The following is a 17,187-nucleotide window of genomic DNA, read 5'->3' on the forward strand; positions in this document are numbered from 1 at the left end:
CTCTTAATTATTAAAGAGCTCTTTTTTGATTTAGATTCGTCTCTCCATAACAAGTTCATCAATTATATGACTTATTGTTTTCATATGCCTTCTCAGCTATGTGAGTAATCATTAATATATTTCTTCGATTAAGTAGTACTTCTCTTTCCGAATTATTTTTCGAACTCATTGTGTTGACAATATAATCTCCTCGGCGAGTGATATTAATTAATCTATATAATTGCGATGGTTCCCCAATGAGTTTAATTTCTAATATTACTGTTTTAAAATGTTTAATTCTTATTGTCTCAACCATAAGTTGAACAAAATACCATAATAAAATCGAGGAAATCACACACAATCCTAAACATAGAATTATATAACCTGGTATAAGTGGGTTAATGGTTTTGATACTAAAAGGAAATAACAACACCACGTTTGTAATAGCATTAGCACCTGAAATAATAAATATGGTTAAAAATAATATACATACGCTTGCTACTTTAGGAATTTTCTTAATATAAAACAAACTAACTGGGATAAAACTGATTAACCATGAACCAAGCTTGAAATCAAAAGTATAAAAAAGATAATAGGATAATGCAGAAAGCACTATAATTATCACTGTAAAGATTGTCACTTCGCTTAACATTCGATTTATTTTAATTTTGGTTTCCATCTTTTCAATTTTACTTGTATTCCGTTCAAGGACCCGACTTACCACTTCCATATTAATATCTGGTATATTCACATGTTCGCCTCCGCTTTCATAACTCTTTTCAATGTACCTAATTAGGTAGCATGTTTTCAATAAGCAAAATCATGAGCGGGAGTTTATTTTTTAATGATAATTTCCTGGCAATACCGTTAAGTGGAGGTGTTGCAGATGCAATAGCAGTTACTCGAAGATTCATGCCTTTATTTCTGTCATGGGTATCCTTTAGCGGAATGATATTTCAAAAAAGCCCATATGGATAACGTTTTCGCATTTCCTAATTGTCTTAATTATTTTTTGTATTCACGTCATCAGAGGAAGTCGGGTGTGTTTGGTTGGCAATTCCTGAAACTCTTTTGTTGGACTAGAGCATACGCCAGAAGTGTAAATAAAATATTTAGGGAAGAAGTCACAAATAACTACTTGAATAGGCGCCCAAAATCTCGTTTGCAAGCTTAATCTCAGGCTGTAATTCGTGTGTATTTTTTCCAATTCAATCTTGTCTTAAGTCAATAGAGTGGACATGGTAAAAAGGTCAGTTCACGTGTTTTTGATTACTGGAATACAACGACTCAAAGCGATCCGGTAGAAATAGCCAAGTTTATTGTGTATAAGTTTCCGGTTGTAGAAGAACTCAATATACCGGAACAAATGGTTTTCGGCTTCTTTTTGGGTCTGGAAGGTCGTCCTACGGTAGATCAGTTCTCATTTGGGGATGCTGTGGAACGATTCAATACATGCATTGTCTTACCAGTTTCCCCGGCGGCTCATGCTGCGGATCATATGGTACTTCTTCTGGTAATCTGCGAAAGCTTACTAACTCCCACGGTCAGAATGGTGGATGAGCCCTCTATCCGGCTTCTATGCCTCGTAAGCCTTGTCTAGAGCGGCAGAAACCAACTCTACTTTTATTCGGTTCCCGAGCTGCTAGCCGACAATTTTACGCGTGAATAAATCGAGAACACTCGCTAAATAAACCGCACCTTAATGGGGAAGTCGTGATTCGAATCGGTCGTCTGGAATTTAAATATCCCCATCGCCTGTGAGCGGAGATGGCGTGCCGCATGAGCCGGCCTACGGTTTTTTCACCAGCGGTAAACCCTTCTTCATGCAGTTTTCTAGTGATTTTGGGACTGTCGTAGATCGCATCATTGTCATGAAAGTGGTACTTGATACGCTCTAATAGCTGTTCCCGGCGTTTCTTCAGTCTAGAACTTTATTTTCTTTTGACATCACCATCGTCTTACTTGGGAGAATTGAACGCCTTGCAAATGAGAACAATTTAGTGGATACCTCAGCTATCTACTATTTAACCCTCATAAGAACAAATGCTTCCTTTATCGGGGAAGCATTTGTTCTTTAAGGTCAACAGCAAGCGTTCTGGAGCCACTCATCCCTTTCAGGTATCTTAACGCTCCTTGCGCAGACCAGTCCACAGAAAGCTTTTGAATGTGCTTAGGAATGGCCGCAAGGTCAACATGTTTTTTTCCTTCCTTCATACATTTAAGCAACACATCATGACCGGCCATTGAAAGTGCATCGAGACAAACGATATGCGTCAAGCGATATTCCTTATAGTCAGACCACTCCTCGGCAAATTTCTTCTGAATTGCCTCGTAGTACGTTAACGCAATAATGAGCTTTTCTTCTTTGGACAAACTGGAGATTCGGTAATCCGCAGTTAGCAAATGGAGGGTCCTGTACAAGTTCTGTAACGTCACGTGCCGGCCCTTGCTCCGTTTCCCGATAATCGTCCCAATGCTATAAAAAGGGCTCTCTTTACGAACCATGAGTTCTGTTGAAATCCAGCTGATATCGTCGGAATCTCGACGCAGAAATTTACTGAGAGAAGGGCCGATTCCTTTTGCCTTGGTATTAATCGTATCAAACAACTTTATTTCTTCATCTTCATCCAAGGAGTGGAACGCCAAAAATGGTATATTTAGGTCTGATTGGGTTTCCCCGATGTACTTCTGGATTCCGCCCATCCGATGCTGACCATCCATCAATGAAGCCTTCCCTTTACATAGAAGCCTCCCGTAGGTTGGACGTTGCGAGTCGTATGGAGAAAACTCCCATTGTGAAGCTGCATTCAGTAAAATTGGGGTAAAGAGAGCATCTTGCCCTTTGGATAAGTACGTGGCAAAGTCGTCGCATCTTTTCGTATCCACCGGACGCTGATAACCTTTTCCGGATGGTAAATCGAAGGGCTTCACATACGTTAATTGCACTCCAATTGAAGCAGGAAAGTAGCTCTGGTAAGCGACTCTGCCTCGCATTTTGCATTGAAGCACATTTTCAATTACAACTTGATTCGGTAGCGTATTCATGATGTATAAATCTCCTCAACGAAATAGTCATGCATATAAATATATATCCTATAAGATATATTTTCAAATGGTAATTTATATGTTTTAGGTGTATTCAATTCTAGTGTTTATTTCACTAATCTTTTAAAGAGGTGATAAACACTTGCCTAAACTAGCCGATTATGTAGGCTCCAATGTAAAAGCATTTAGAAAAAAACGAGGTCTATCTCAGGAGCAACTTGGGGAAAGAGTGCAACAACCTCAGTCCTACATTGGTGGGATTGAACATGGAGAAAAAAACATTTCTTTAGATACACTTGAAAAAATTTCTTACGCTTTATGTGTCAAACCAAGTGAATTGTTGGATACGCCAATTCGAATGGAGCAAAATGAAAAAGATAAATTAATTGAATTGATTAGTGGTTCCCTTCAAAAACGATCGACCAATGAGGTTAAAGCTTTGCATAAAGTGATTGGAGATTTAATTAAGCTACTGGATTCGGATTTAAAATAAAGAAGCAGCCTATCGCGGCTGCTTTTTTATTTTAAATTATTAACCAATTTACAAATGGTTCTAATACCGTTTGGACTTGCTGTATTTGCTTATATTAGTTTATATAGATCCCCGAAATGCACTTTAAGCTGCTCTTTAAGTTGAACATTTTCTTTCTCCAATAGTTTAACTTTTTGTTTTAAGGTAGCTATAATAATATCTTTTGAATTATCATTCATGATTCGCTTTACTTTTTTTGCTGAAGGGAGACCATCTTGTTGTTTTCTTAGCATTTCTATCCGCAAACGAATATCCGAATGCTTATATAAAAAGCCTTTAGAAACGCCTGAGTGCTCAGAAACTGAGTTAAAGTTAATTTTCACTTGTCTTTTTATCATTCCCTTTAATGCATCATTAACTTTGCGTACGGAAGACTCCGTTTTATCTCTCGAGTATTTATTTAATCCGGTGATGTTCGGACTGTGATTAGCCAATTCAATACCTCATTTCCGTTCAGTCTTTGTTAATTCACGTACTGATTTCTTCAAGCCAAAAATTCCTGTACTACTGCGTAGTTCTTGTAAAATTTCTTGGTAACGTTCTAATTTAACCTGAGTTAACTCGATTGATCTCAAGCGATTGGTTTTTTTATAAATCTCTATATCAGTCTCCATCTTGCTAATTTGGTCTTCGTAAAAAGTAATGAAAGTGTGATCCACATGAAAACTCTTGCAGTTATTCTTTATACAAGGTGCCTCTAAAGTTTGTTTTAAAAATTCACAAGGTGCTTTGGGGCTTTTAATACAAAATCCATGATTCAGTCGAATAGAATCAAAATTATGACGAATCCACTCCAATTCAATACCATTTTCAATAGCTTGCTCATCCAAATTAGTTTGAACGATATTACCTTCTTGTGAAAATCTTATTGCAGGAAAGGCGCCGTTTGCCCTGGCTTTTTCCCAATCTCTGCGTTTCGTTTCACTTAACAATTTGGCATACACAGCCGTCATTTCAGGGCTGGTGTGCGCCATTAATTGCTGAACAATGGTGATGTCCATGCCATTATTAATCAGTGTCACACCATATCGATGTCTAAATGCATGATTCTTAAACCAATAGAGCTCACCATTCTCATCCAAAATGTTGCATTTCTGAACAAGAACGTTTAAGTTTTTTGAAATGGTTCGGGGAGATACCGGACGACCTTTTCTTGCCCCTTTAAAAACTGGAAACAGTAAAGATTGAAGGTTTTCTTTCTCGTTTAAGCTTTCCTTTACGAGCTTCTTTTGCGCCGCAATGACTTGGGCGATTTCTTCCGAAATCGGAACCTTATGGTCTTTATACAATACTTTTTGCTGATCCCCCACTAACCACCAACCATTGTCCGTTTCCAATAAACAATCAAGCTTTAAAGATACTACATCACAAGACCTGAATCCAGAAGCTTCCATAACAAGAATAATGGGTACATACGGTTTTGGAATTTGATTGCTATTTTGAATAATTTGCTCCCATATATGATCAGGGATATGATCAATTTTATCTTTAATTTTAAAATCTAGCTTTGGCCTATCTTCAGAAAAGATCAGCTTATGCACAGGAATAATTGGAGCGTCTATCCAATTATATTTTTGAATTGTCTTAACAAAAGTATTCAAAGTATTAATACACTGTACTAGGTGATAATTTGAGGTTGGGCCTTGGAGGACATGTTTCTTTACTGTCCCCCCCATCGGTGTTTCCCGTAGATATTGAAGATAGTTTTCAATATCGTTACGAGAAAGATCTCTTATGTCATTCCACTCAGAATGGGAAATATTCATAAACTCAAAAAATTTGACCATTCTCGTTAGATTACCAAGCGTAGTACTATATGAAGTTGATTGTTGATTCAAACGTAATTTTACATACTTTTTTATTAATTCTTTAAACTGAGGTGGCACTCTGGTGAAATTGAGTTTTTCCGGAGTTCTCGCTGAATAGAGGGGAATTCCTATTTTTCTAGGATCCCATATATCCTTTTCAAATTCATCTCGCTCGTCATAAAAATCCAAATAGAAATCATAAACATTGCTTACTAAGGTCATATATTTACTATGCTCATTATAATACCCATCTCGATTTTCGTTTTGCTTTACTCTCGTCCAACTCTTTTTTGTAAAAGAAATCTGTAGATTCAAGGCTTGAAGATGCCTCCGCCACATTGCCTCCAAATTTGATTTAGGCATGTCTAAAATTGATTTGACGTGAGGCATATATTTATTTGTAAATTCAGCAAACCGATGTATGCTTGGGCCGTAATTATGGAACGCCGTGCCTAAAGACAACTCTTCTGTAATTAATTTTTGCTGTATAAAATATTTCAACTCTTTTTTAATCGACTCGTTCTGATACTTCTCCCAGTACAGATTGCTCCCAACCCGTTTAAGTTTCCCTGGAAGGAAGAGTGGGCATTCCTTTAGTTTCCAAAGATCTGCTGCCCAAAATCCATGAAGTTTTTTATCCATCTCCCGAAAATGTTGATCTTGAGACGTAATCACTGAGCTATGCATTATTCAAAAGCCCATCCTTTCAATTTATATGTATCAAACAAACGTAAGACTGTATGTATCACTCTTAACGAAAGAGTTGGCCGAACAGGTTAAGAGCGCCTGGATTGTAGGTAGCGTGCCTTTAGTTAAGAAGTCGATATCGTGCGATATTGATTTAAATATCTTCACATTCATTTTCTTCTCGTTCGTCTCCTATGAATTCTCGTCTTGATTTTCCCAAACCAAATATACCGATATTATTGCGTAATCCATGCAGAATATCTGTGTAACGTTGTAATTTGACTTGAATAAGCTCGATTGATCGGATTTGGTTTGATTTTTTGAAAATCTCAATGTCACCTTCAATTTTATTAATTTGATCCTCATAATAGGAGATGAATGTATGATCGACATGAAAACTCTTGCAGTTATTTTTTATGCAAGGTGCCTCTAATGTCTGTTTTAAAAATTCACAAGGTGCTTGGGGACTTTTGATACAAAATCCATGGTCCAATCGAATGGAATCAAAATTATGGCGGATCCACTCCAATTCAATACCATTCTCAACAACTTGCTCCTCTAAATACGCCGGAACGACATTGCCTTCTTGTGAAAGTCTTATTGCTGGGAAGGCTCCGTTTGCCCTAACTTTTTCCCATTCTCTACGTTTTGTATCACTTAACACTTTTGCATACACAGCCGTCATTTCTGGACTGCTATGTGCCATTAATTGTTGAACGATGGTGATATCCATGCCATTATTAATCAATGTCACACCATATCGATGTCGAAATGCATGATTTTTAAACCAATAAAGATTGCCATTGTCATCCACAATATTGCATTTTTGAGCAAGCACGTTTAGGTTTTGTGAAATGGTCCGGGGAGTTACCGGATGACCTTTTCTTGGCCCTTTTATAACTGGAAACAGTAATGAGTAGGGGTTTTCTATATTAATAAAGCTTTCTTCTACTAGTTCTTTTTGCGCCTTGATGATTTGAGCAATCTCTTCTGAAATCGGAACTTTATGATCTTTGTACGACACCTTTTGTTGGTCTCCAACTAACCACCAGCCATTGTCCGTTTCTAATAAACAATTAAGTCTTAAAGACAATACATCGCGTGATCTGAATCCGGAAGCTTCCATAACAAGAACAATCGGCACATACTGATTTGGAAATTGATCGATATGGCGAACAACCTTTTCCCATACACGATCAGGAATATGGTTAATATTATCTTTGTCTCTGTAACCAAGCTTTGGTTTATCTTCGGAGAAAATTAGTTTGTGAGCAGGAATAGTGGGTGACTCTTGCCAGTTATACCGCTGAATTATATCAATAAAAGTATTTAAACTGCCTATACACTTTGTAATATGTAAATTTGATGTAGGAGTTTGGTAATTACTATTTCTACTTACTCCTCCCATGGGTGTCTCCCGTAAATATTGTAGATAGTTTTCAATATCTTTACGAGATAGATCTTTGAGATCATTCCATGTGGGATACGATTGATCAATAAAATTCAAGAATCTAACCAAATTTGATAGGTTGCCGAGTATTGTAGCGAATGCAGTAAGTTGTTGATTCAATCGTAGTCTCACATACTTTTTCATTAAATCTCTGAACTGATAAGGTACTCTTGTGAAATTTATTTTCGCCTCAGCCTGCGATGAATTAAATGGTATTCCTAATTTCCTCCCATCCCATATATCTTTCTCAAATTCATCCCTATCGTCATAAAAATCCAAGTAAAAATCGTAAAACTTACTTATAAAATTCATAGTTCCACTAGGTACAGTATAATATCCGTCACGATTCTCATTTTGCCTTACTCTGGTCCATGTCTTTGGGGTTCTAGATGTCTGTAGATTTAGACTTTGAAGATAAGTTCGCCACATCATTTCCAATTTCGGTTTTGGAACATCTAAAATTGTCTTTATACGAGGAAAGTAACTATTGATAAAATCGCTAAACTTGTGAATTGTATTTCCAGCATTTTGAAACACGGTATATAACGACAGTTGTCCAAGTATTAATTTCTGTGCTACATAGTACTTCATTTCCGTCCTGATAAATTTGTTTTGATACTTATCCCAGTACAGATTCCTACCATCGCGCTTCCATTTATCGGTAAAGAGTGGGCATTCTTTCACATTCCAGCGATCTCTAGCCCAAAATTCAGTGAGAGTTTTTTCCATCGCCTCATAATGTTGTTCTCGGGGAGCAATAATAATTCGTTTACTTTGTATCAAAATGCTCAGCCCTCTCAACTTGTTGACTTACCTTTTTTGCCTTCTCGTATTCTGATCTAATGTCCTCATCAGAGGGATGAAGGTATAAGTTCATGGTAGTTTGAACATTACGATGACCTAATAATTCCTGAATTGTTTTAATACTAGCACCGTTTCTTTTGAGTTCGGTTGCATAACTATGACGAAATAGGTGAGGGGTAAAGTCTATTCCTGTTTTTTTCTTCATACGTTTCACCCAAGAACTTGTTGATGAATAATCTAATGGCTGTCCTTTATTTTCACCACGAAGTTTAAAAAAGACATAGTTAGTATCAATATCCTCAGCGTGATATTCAATTAGGAAATCTTGAAATAAGTTCATGGTGTTTTCGGTAACATATACTCTTCGTTTTTCGCCGGCAGGAGTTTTTGATTTTCTAACAATAATCGAGGTTGTTCCGATATCAAAATCTTCAATCCATAGTGATAAGGCTTCTGAAATGCGTAGACCACCCTCATAAAGTACCAGGAGAAGTAAGCGATCCCTAGCGTTAGAGCACGCTTGTTTAATGCAATCTATTTGAACATTTGTTAGAGTCTTAACTCTTCTGCGGGGAACCTTTATTTTCAATATATTAATATCAACTGGATTATTTTTATTGATGTGGTGTAGAAAAGACTTAAAAGAACGGCGATTTCCAGATACTTTGCGAGTAACCTTCTCAACAATTTCGTTTGAGAAAATATCAGACCGCATTAAATAGTCATAGAAGGAAACTACGCATGTGATTATCACATTTATAGTCCTTTCAGCGCGTTTAGCTGGCGTTTGTTGTAAAGGGACTACATTTAACGAATCATACGGGGTTCTTAGCCACTGAATAAATTCGCTTAATAAGTCTAAATCCACATCTTGGTAATCCTTATTCCTTAGCTTTAGAAACTGGAAATAAAGCTTCAGGTGATAACAATAAGATTTTATTGTATTAGCTGATTTTTCACAGTTATCTAAATATTTGAGATATTTAGTCACAGGAATCACAGGAGAACCGTCAGAATCTAGGAGCATATACCTGACTTTGAATTCCTCGTTATTCATAGGTATAAGTACTTCTTGTACTTTAAACAAATCAAAACCAACCTCCCGCGCCTTCGCTTGGGCTATGCCCATCATCAGATTGTTCCTATCAATAAATACTATAGAATCGTAAATGAATTAAACTACATAATAATTTAACAACGAATGAAAAAAGAATCAATCATTAACGTAAAATACGTTAATAACTACTTCATAGTATAGTCCATATAACATCCGCACCGGGTCTCCCACTGCAACAGGCATATCCTTGTATTCCGGATGAGCGGCCTTTTCAACACTTGCGTAAAAGGACTGGCAGTCGGAGAGCAGAATAACTCGCTCCTTAGGCATACCTCTTCCCCCGTGCCGGGTGCCAGGCCAGAATATTCGAGAGCAGAAATACCCGCGGCGCCCCCGCCGTTAAACAGGTCGCCCGGATGCGCCCGTTACGAATGGCAAGTACTTCGATCTTCCGCTGGGATATCTTGCCGGATCTGTCCAGATACACAATTTCAATGGTTTGACCAATAGCCATTCTCATGACCGATCGCCTCCAACAAATAAGAACATTTGTTTGTATTATAACCAAACATGTGTTCTCTAATCAATCATGAGTATATTCCTCAACTGTCATTATTATGTATATTGATTGAACGGGGACTGCAGATTCTATATTTTGCACCATTTATCCGGAAAATTTGCATAAAAAAATCCGCAAGCGGCCGCCTGTTTGTCACAGGAGCCTACTTGCGGACGGATCAGTATAGCCGGCTTAATTTTTAATTACCTTCTATGGTGGACAGTGATACTGTCATCCAGGGAGCAAACTGACCTGCCAGCTCTCCATTCGGGTTGTGCATCCGGAGCAGATAAGCCTCCCCGGCCTCGTTCTTCCATACCATATAATCTTCTGTAGCCTTCTCGCCGCTCACCTGTAAATACAGCTCTGCATAACGCAGCGGATGTTCAATTAATTCCCCGCTGTAATCATTAGGCTTGCCGGCAGCAGCCAGCTCAGTCTGGCCCTGCTGCTTCAAGGCGGCAAGGTCATAACCGGACGGCAAGGGTTCAATCTCTGCATAATAATCAGGATCTGCAGTTAACGCTAAACGGCCGGTCTGCGCATCAAAGGTATAGCCGTCAAAAATATACAGGGAGTATCCGTCCCCTTCCTCAAGTGTGCCCTCCTGCCCCGGGACACCCCCCTCCTGCTCACCGAAGCTTTGCGTCTGCGGCCGCCCGGATGACGGCTGGGCACTTGCCTCCGGACTGGCGGACGCCTGCGCCTCCGCAGTAGCTTCAGGGGATGCAGAAGGCTCAGGACTGGCTGTAGCTTCGCTGACAGGCGTTGCCGCTGCACTGGATGCTGTCGGCTCAGCCTCACTTCCTGTCTCATTATTGCTGCATGCGCCCAGAATTAAGGCGGACAAGAGAAGAACACTTGCTGTTGTGGCTAGCATGGATTTTTTCATGTTATACCTCCTCGTCTGGATAACACTCATTACCCGAATAGCTGACATTTTTATCTATACGGGATTAAAGGTGCCGGTGCACCATATTGCGGCGGCATAAATACCACACTCTAACTAAACGCAAAACATCGCCAGAATGTTACGCCTGACGATGTTTTGTGTTGTACTCAGTATTTTAATGGCATAAAAATACAATTCATAAAAATACAATTCATAAAAATATAATCCAGCCGACAGCATCATGCAGCGAAGGACGCGCTCCGGAGAAGGGCCGGAAACTTTAAGCAAGACAACGGGTTCAAATCATCCATTCCAGGAAACTTCCGAACATATAGCCGATCCTATATGATTCCTTAACTAAATCCTCCATAACGCCTATCAGAAAGGCCGTCAGCTGAAATGCAAATGTCAGTGTTAGAATAAAAATAAGGGGGAGCAGTGCACGGAATGTTTTGTGCAGATTGTCTTTTTTCATATCAGGATTCCCGCCCTTCAGCGCTTTCTGTTAAATCAGTGGCAGGCATAGCCCGCGAAAGTATCGTCAGCCTCAATTTTTCAAAGTCGATATTCCGGAACATTGGAACGGGAATTCCAACAGAATAATCCGCACCCACCCAGATATACCCTATAAATCCGGATATTCCTGCCAAAATAGCGATCAGAAAGAATTTTTCATTCCCGATGTTGGGCAATACGCCAGCCATTATAGCGAAGCCCAAAAATATAGTTATAACAAACCCGTACAGAATATGTAATGACAGCTTTAGTTCAGGCTTTTGCTGCAGCGGCAAGACGTACAGCCCGTTCTTTTCCGTTAAACCCTTCTCCAAAATATCTCTCCTCCGGATCCTTACGCTCACCAAATAAAGGTGTTCTCCAAACTATTTTATCGGCTCTGGAACAATGTGTAAATCTCAATCTTCGGAGGGAGATCCAGCAGGTTTTAACACGGACGAAAGACACATTCGCTTTGATAATTATGTTCAAATTTTTTTTGTAAACAAAACGTGAAATATATTGCAAATTCATCTCAAATATTTATAATATTTACCAGATGAATGAAGGGAGACATCATGTGAGCTTGTCCACTAGAGATACGCTTCCCCTCATGTCTTACATTGACATTGACCGCAGCTTATACCCACAATCCATTCACACCTTAAGACTGAGAACGTCCAGAAACCCTAAAAGCATTTCCCGTATTCTTAATTCGTTACATGACAGCAGCTACGTCACAATTGGTGATTTAATGAAGGCTTCATTGACTGAATTGCTTTGCTTGAGGAATTTCGGCGTCACGGGGCAAACGATTGTTATTGAGTTGTTAGAGGCACATGCAAAAAGTATGGTTTGAGATGCACTGGAGAACCTTTTATGTTTAAAGGTTCTTTTTTTATTAGAATTGAAATTTATTCCATAATAAGTTTAATAATACATATACAATATTCCAACGGGTGGTGAAATCATATGGACATGAAGCTCATTGAAGAAGCCATTATGAAACAAGAACCGGTAAAAATCCAGTTAGTGAATGGCGATATATTCGCAGGGTGGCTGGTATAAGGTTTTAACTACAATTATATAAATTTAGATACCGGCTTTGGTACACTTACTATCGCGAAGGAGTCAATAAAAATTATTTCATATGTTTTTGATTGCAGGTAACCCGTCAGGCCAAGCATTATCCATAACGGGCAGCTTGATATACTTTCCGTCTGAGGTCCAAACATTATTGCCACTCAATAAATCGCCGCATATCTGTCCCCTCTCAGGCTCAGTCTCTGTTCCGGCCCTCTGCTGCATCTGCTTGATCCACCGAAACTATCTATTCCCTATATCAAATGATCATGCTATAATCCGAAAAAAAGAGGTGATACCGATGAAATTTATAATCGTAGTTTTAATTCTCTTGTTTGTGTTTGGCTTCTTTAAAAAGAAGAAGTAATTTATCGAACCTTTGAGTGATACTCCTACTCCCTTACGGATCTGCTATCGGCCCACATGGGGGATAGAAATTGCTAAATAAATGAAATGTGTTACACCCATACTTTATCATGATATACAGTGAATTCCGTATGAAAAATATACGAAGCACATATGAAATCTATCCTCGAATCCCCACTATTTTGCGGGCATTTTGTGGGCAACGTTAATTTCAGCGCCCCTTACCACTACCCGCGCCCGCACAAAAAAACCCTCAACGCCAACGGCGTCAAGGGCTGCTTCATCCTAGTAAAGCGTCATGTACTGATCTCTTTCCCACTCGTGAACCTGGGTCCGGTAGATATCCCACTCGATTTCCTTCAGCTCGTAGAAGTGAGCCAGCGCATGTTCGCCGAGGGCTTCGGTGATGACATGGCTGCGGATCATTTCGTTCAGTGCTTCCTTCAGGTCAGCCGGCAGGCTCGGGATGCCTTCTTCAATCCGCTCTTCCTCAGACATCACATAGATGTTGCGGTCGATTGGTGCAGGGAGATCCAGCTGGCGTTTGATTCCGTCCAGACCTGCCTTAAGCATTACAGCCAGTGCAAGGTACGGGTTAGCAGCAGGGTCCGGATTGCGGACCTCGATGCGTGTGCTGAGGCCTCTGGAAGCCGGGATACGAATCATCGGGCTGCGGTTGCTTGCAGACCATGCTACATAACAAGGAGCTTCGTAGCCTGGAACCAGACGTTTGTAAGAGTTAACGGTTGGGTTAGTAATAGCGGCAAAAGCACGCGCATGCTTCAGGATACCCGCCATGTAATAACGTGCCGTTTTGCTCAGGCCCAGTGTATCGCTCTCATCGTAGAACACATTCTCATTGCCTTTGAACAAGGATTGGTGTGCGTGCATACCGGATCCGTTCATGCCAAAAAGAGGCTTAGGCATAAAAGTTGCATGCAGGCCGTGCTGACGGGCTACCGTCTTAACGACGAGCTTGAAGGTCTGAATCTGGTCAGCGGCTTTGATGGCGTCCGCATATTTGAAGTCAATTTCATGCTGGCCGGAAGCTACCTCATGGTGGGAGGCTTCGATTTCAAAGCCCATTTCCTCAAGGGTCAATACGATTTCGCGGCGGCAGTTCTCCCCAAGATCCATCGGCGCCAAATCGAAATACCCGCCCTGGTCATTCAGTTCCTGTGTCGGGTTGCCCTTCTCGTCAGTTCTGAACAAGAAGAATTCCGGCTCCGGTCCAACGTTCATGGCTGTAAAGCCCATCTCTTCGGCTTCCTCGAGACAACGCTTCAGAATACCGCGCGGATCGCCGGCAAACGGTGTTCCGTCAGGCATGTACACATCACAAATCAGACGTGCCACCCGGCTGTCAGTCACCCACGGGAAGATAACCCAGGTGCTAAGGTCCGGATACAGGTACATATCGGATTCCTCAATACGCACATAACCTTCGATGGAAGATCCGTCAAACATCATTTTATTGTCAAGCGCTTTTTCAAGCTGACTCACGGGAATTTCAACGTTTTTGATCGTTCCCAGCAGGTCGGTAAACTGCAGACGAATAAAACGGACGTTTTCTTCTTTGGCAATGCGCATAATATCCTCTTTAGAAAAGCTCACGATACCCTCTCCCTTTCAACACTCTAATTAGTTTATTTATTAAAAAACCGGGATAGCTCGCCTTGAATAAGAGATACCTGTCCCGGTCTTTTACCGGAAACCAGTTCCTGCTTAAGCAAACGGTGAAGCTGTGAATCAGACAACTCTCTACGTCTAACCTCTGTGTCAGGGGTAATAACCGTAGCTTCTTCGGATTCCTTCGAGACCGGATTCATCACCTGCTTAATGCCGGCAATGTTAACTCCCTTCTCAATCAGTGCTTTGATCTCCAATAAGCGCTCAACATCATTGAATGAGAACAAACGCTGGTTGCCGGAGGTACGCGCTGGTACGATCAGGCTGTGCTGCTCATAATAACGAATTTGTCTAGCAGATAAATCGGTTAGCTTCATTACGATTCCTATAGGAAATAATGCCATATTTCTGCGGATTTCATCACCCATGACTCATCCAACCTTCCAATGATCTTTTTCTCATCTCATTGTACATTTCTTAATTTGGCGTGTCAATGGTATGTAAGTTTTCTTTACAACATTAGTAGACTACTGCGAAACAGTAGGTTACCTGGATGTAAGCTACAAAAGGATGAAGTCAACCGCAGTATATCACATCAGGCAATCCGGAAGCAAAAAGCGCTATCATACGGCAATGCTAATGAAACTTGGATTGAACCGCATAAACAGGAATCCCCGGAACAGCTTTTGCACACATTCATGCCTAATTCAGCTAAAGCATCCCAAAGCAGGTCCAGAGTCTATTGTGCACCTTCAGCGATATGTTTCCCCTTTTTCCGGCTAATATCCTAGTAAGTTAGCCTCACTTAAAGGGATACCCTGCATTAATGTAGAAATGTTAGCCCTAATATACTAAAAGCTCGGGGTGAAGATCACGGACAACATACTGACTTTTGGCGTTAAGGACAGCAGGCTGGAATATCAGTGCAGAGAAAGCAGCTACGCAGTAATTATTAATGATTATGAGTGCATCGCGACAATCCTTACTGCCAAGGGAAGCTTTTTACCCGGCGGTGGGATCGAAAACGGCGAAACACCGGAACAAAGCTTATTCCGTGAGTTATTAGAAGAAACGGGATATACAGCAGAGATTGATCACTACTTAGGGAGAGCACAGAGATATTTCATCAGCCCGCAAAACATTCCTATTTTAAACCTTGGCTATTTCTTTACAGCGAGATTGACTGCGCAGGTAAACAGCCCCGTTGAAGATGATCATGAGTTACAGTGGGTGCACATGAGCGAAACTGACCATTTATTTTTTCACGAGCATCATTCATGGGCAGTAAAAAGCGCTGTCAGTCAGCTATTCACCATAAAAGGCAGCAGCTTGGATAGCTGACCGTCTATGATTTTTGTCCATACATATCAGCATAATTCCCCTTCATTCCGCTAGTACACCTCCCTTTGTATTAGACAACGGCCAGTCCGTTTCCTTCAAAAGCAACTTTAAACTAAAAAAAGCCCTGCTCATCAGCAGGGCTACTAAATGCTATACAATTAATCTTCACTCTACAAAAGCTTCCGCTCCCGCATGCTCTGCAGCGCCATCAGGACGCCGAATTTCACATGGGAGTAGGTCAGTCCGCCCTGCATATAGCCGATATAAGGCGCGCGGATCGGGGCATCTGCTGACAGCTCCAGGCTTCCGCCCTGAATGAATGTGCCGGCCGCCATAATGACCGGATGCTCGTAGCCGGGCATATCCCAAGGCTCAGGAACGACGTGGCTGTCAACAGCAGCTGCACGCTGGATCCCTTGAACAAAGGCGATAAGGTGCTCGGCACTGTCAAAAGAGACCGCCTGGATCAGATCCGTACGCGGCTCATTCCAGGCCGGCTTGGTGGTGAAGCCGCAGCGCTGGAACACTGCAGCGGCAAAGATGCTGCCCTTCACGGCTTGTCCGACCGTATGCGGCGCCATAAACAGCCCCTGATAGAGGCCGCGGGTCGTCCCGAGCATCGCGCCCACTTCACCGCCGATGCCGGGTGCGGTGAGACGGTAAGCAGCCAGCTCCACGAGGTCGCTGCGGCCGCAGATGTAGCCGCCCGTCTCGGCAATGCCGCCGCCGGGGTTTTTGATCAGCGAGCCGGCCACAAGGTCTGCGCCAACCTGCGGCGGCTCCAGCTTTTCGGTAAACTCGCCGTAGCAGTTATCTACAAATACGATCAGCTCCGGCTTCAGCGCCTTGACTCTGGCCACCATCTCGCCGATTTCAGCAACGGTAAAGGAGGAACGCCAGTCATAGCCTCGGGATCTTTGAATACCGATTACTTTCGTCCGCTCATTAATAGACAGCTCCACCTCGTGCCAGTCGATCTTCCCGTCTGCCGTGAGCGCAGTCTCCTTATAGCCAATCCCAAAGTCAGCCAGGGAGCCCGTCCCGTCTCCCGGCTTGCCTACTACCTTATGTAGGGTGTCATATGGACCGCCGGTGATATACAGCAGTTCATCTCCGGGCCGCAGCACACCAAAGAGCGCAGTAGAGATGGTATGCGTTCCCGAAGCAAAATGAGGGCGCACCAGAGCGCTCTCCGCACCGAACACCTCGGCATACACCAGATCCAGCACCTCACGGCCCCGATCATTGTAGGCATATCCGGTAGACCCGGCAAAATGAAAATCACTGACCTGCTGGCGCTGGAACGCTTCAATGACCTTCCACTGATTGTGATCCACAATCCGGTCAAGCTCTTTTACCGCACTTTCAATTTCAAGCTCTGCGGCCTCTGCCGCCTGTAAAATATCCTCTGCAAAAACAGCCATTTCCCCTTATTCGCTCCTAACATTACATTTACTTAA

16 protein-coding genes and 1 pseudogene are annotated in these 17,187 nt (G+C 41.6%); 3 read left to right on the top strand and 14 right to left on the bottom strand.

The features are described from left to right. Nucleotides 1–58 precede the first annotated feature (58 nt). The 3 genes from AC4G46_RS18325 to AC4G46_RS18335 all read right to left on the bottom strand — a co-directional run bounded on the left by AC4G46_RS18325 (nt 59) and on the right by AC4G46_RS18335 (nt 3,024). Complete coding sequence (locus tag AC4G46_RS18325; RefSeq protein ID WP_491123988.1) at nt 59–730, bottom strand: hypothetical protein; 672 nt, start codon at nt 728–730, stop codon at nt 59–61. Nucleotides 731–1,634: 904 nt separating this feature from the next. Further along, nucleotides 1,635–1,901, bottom strand: a complete 267-nt coding sequence (locus AC4G46_RS18330) for a helix-turn-helix domain-containing protein (RefSeq protein ID WP_491128923.1) — start codon at nt 1,899–1,901, stop codon at nt 1,635–1,637. Nucleotides 1,902–2,031: 130 nt separating this feature from the next. Then, a complete protein-coding gene (locus AC4G46_RS18335) occupies nt 2,032–3,024 on the bottom strand; it encodes a DGQHR domain-containing protein (protein WP_491123989.1) in 993 nt (330 codons plus the stop codon). A gap of 142 nt (nt 3,025–3,166) precedes the next feature. Between AC4G46_RS18335 and AC4G46_RS18340 the strand changes: the two genes are divergently transcribed. Further along, a complete protein-coding gene (locus AC4G46_RS18340; RefSeq protein ID WP_491123990.1) occupies nt 3,167–3,517 on the top strand; it encodes a helix-turn-helix domain-containing protein in 351 nt (116 codons plus the stop codon). An 89-nt stretch (nt 3,518–3,606) separates the two neighbouring features. Here AC4G46_RS18340 and AC4G46_RS18345 read toward each other — a convergent pair whose 3' ends face one another. From AC4G46_RS18345 to AC4G46_RS18380, 8 genes and pseudogenes are all read right to left on the bottom strand, one after another. Beyond that, a complete protein-coding gene (locus AC4G46_RS18345) occupies nt 3,607–3,990 on the bottom strand; it encodes a DUF6262 family protein (RefSeq protein ID WP_491123991.1) in 384 nt (127 codons plus the stop codon). Between the two features lie 9 nt (nt 3,991–3,999). Continuing rightward, nucleotides 4,000–6,006, bottom strand: a complete 2,007-nt coding sequence (locus tag AC4G46_RS18350; protein ID WP_491123992.1) for a tyrosine-type recombinase/integrase — start codon at nt 6,004–6,006, stop codon at nt 4,000–4,002. 199 nt (nt 6,007–6,205) lie between these two features. Continuing rightward, the gene (locus tag AC4G46_RS18355) at nt 6,206–8,284 is read right to left on the bottom strand and encodes a tyrosine-type recombinase/integrase (RefSeq protein WP_491123993.1); all 2,079 of its coding nucleotides are present in this window, start codon (nt 8,282–8,284) and stop codon (nt 6,206–6,208) included. Next, nucleotides 8,271–9,437 (bottom strand): tyrosine-type recombinase/integrase, encoded by a 1,167-nt coding sequence (locus AC4G46_RS18360; RefSeq protein ID WP_491123994.1) that lies wholly within the window; start codon nt 9,435–9,437, stop codon nt 8,271–8,273. The genes AC4G46_RS18355 and AC4G46_RS18360 overlap by 14 nt, the downstream gene beginning before the upstream one ends. Before the next feature lie 138 nt (nt 9,438–9,575). Further along, a pseudogene (locus tag AC4G46_RS18365) lies at nt 9,576–9,692 on the bottom strand (Y-family DNA polymerase); the annotation flags it as partial. Then, nucleotides 9,685–9,882, bottom strand: a complete 198-nt coding sequence (locus AC4G46_RS18370) for a hypothetical protein (protein WP_491123995.1) — start codon at nt 9,880–9,882, stop codon at nt 9,685–9,687. The gene AC4G46_RS18370 and the pseudogene AC4G46_RS18365, both read right to left, overlap by 8 nt. A 238-nt stretch (nt 9,883–10,120) precedes the next feature. Continuing rightward, nucleotides 10,121–10,813, bottom strand: a complete 693-nt coding sequence (locus tag AC4G46_RS18375; RefSeq protein ID WP_491123996.1) for a DUF8580 domain-containing lipoprotein — start codon at nt 10,811–10,813, stop codon at nt 10,121–10,123. A gap of 476 nt (nt 10,814–11,289) precedes the next feature. Next, complete coding sequence (locus AC4G46_RS18380; protein ID WP_491123997.1) at nt 11,290–11,643, bottom strand: hypothetical protein; 354 nt, start codon at nt 11,641–11,643, stop codon at nt 11,290–11,292. 278 nt (nt 11,644–11,921) lie between these two features. Here AC4G46_RS18380 and AC4G46_RS18385 point away from each other — a divergent pair, with 278 nt between their 5' ends. Further along, nucleotides 11,922–12,167 carry a DNA-directed RNA polymerase subunit alpha C-terminal domain-containing protein gene (locus tag AC4G46_RS18385; RefSeq protein WP_491128924.1) on the top strand — a complete coding sequence of 82 codons (246 nt, stop codon included), beginning with the start codon at nt 11,922–11,924 and terminating at the stop codon, nt 12,165–12,167. Between the two features lie 875 nt (nt 12,168–13,042). On the opposite strand, the gene glnA is transcribed toward AC4G46_RS18385, so the two are convergent. Then, nucleotides 13,043–14,371 (bottom strand): type I glutamate--ammonia ligase, encoded by a 1,329-nt coding sequence (gene glnA, locus AC4G46_RS18390; protein WP_068724978.1) that lies wholly within the window; start codon nt 14,369–14,371, stop codon nt 13,043–13,045. 32 nt (nt 14,372–14,403) lie between these two features. After that, a complete protein-coding gene (locus AC4G46_RS18395) occupies nt 14,404–14,814 on the bottom strand; it encodes a MerR family transcriptional regulator (RefSeq protein ID WP_019910684.1) in 411 nt (136 codons plus the stop codon). 436 nt (nt 14,815–15,250) lie between these two features. Here AC4G46_RS18395 and AC4G46_RS18400 point away from each other — a divergent pair, with 436 nt between their 5' ends. Beyond that, nucleotides 15,251–15,727 carry an NUDIX domain-containing protein gene (locus AC4G46_RS18400; protein WP_491123998.1) on the top strand — a complete coding sequence of 159 codons (477 nt, stop codon included), beginning with the start codon at nt 15,251–15,253 and terminating at the stop codon, nt 15,725–15,727. Nucleotides 15,728–15,897: 170 nt separating this feature from the next. Here AC4G46_RS18400 and AC4G46_RS18405 read toward each other — a convergent pair whose 3' ends face one another. Then, nucleotides 15,898–17,151 carry a methionine gamma-lyase family protein gene (locus AC4G46_RS18405; RefSeq protein WP_491123999.1) on the bottom strand — a complete coding sequence of 418 codons (1,254 nt, stop codon included), beginning with the start codon at nt 17,149–17,151 and terminating at the stop codon, nt 15,898–15,900. Between the last annotated feature and the right edge of the window lie 36 nt (nt 17,152–17,187).

The organism is Paenibacillus sp. fava2 (assembly GCF_058313675.1).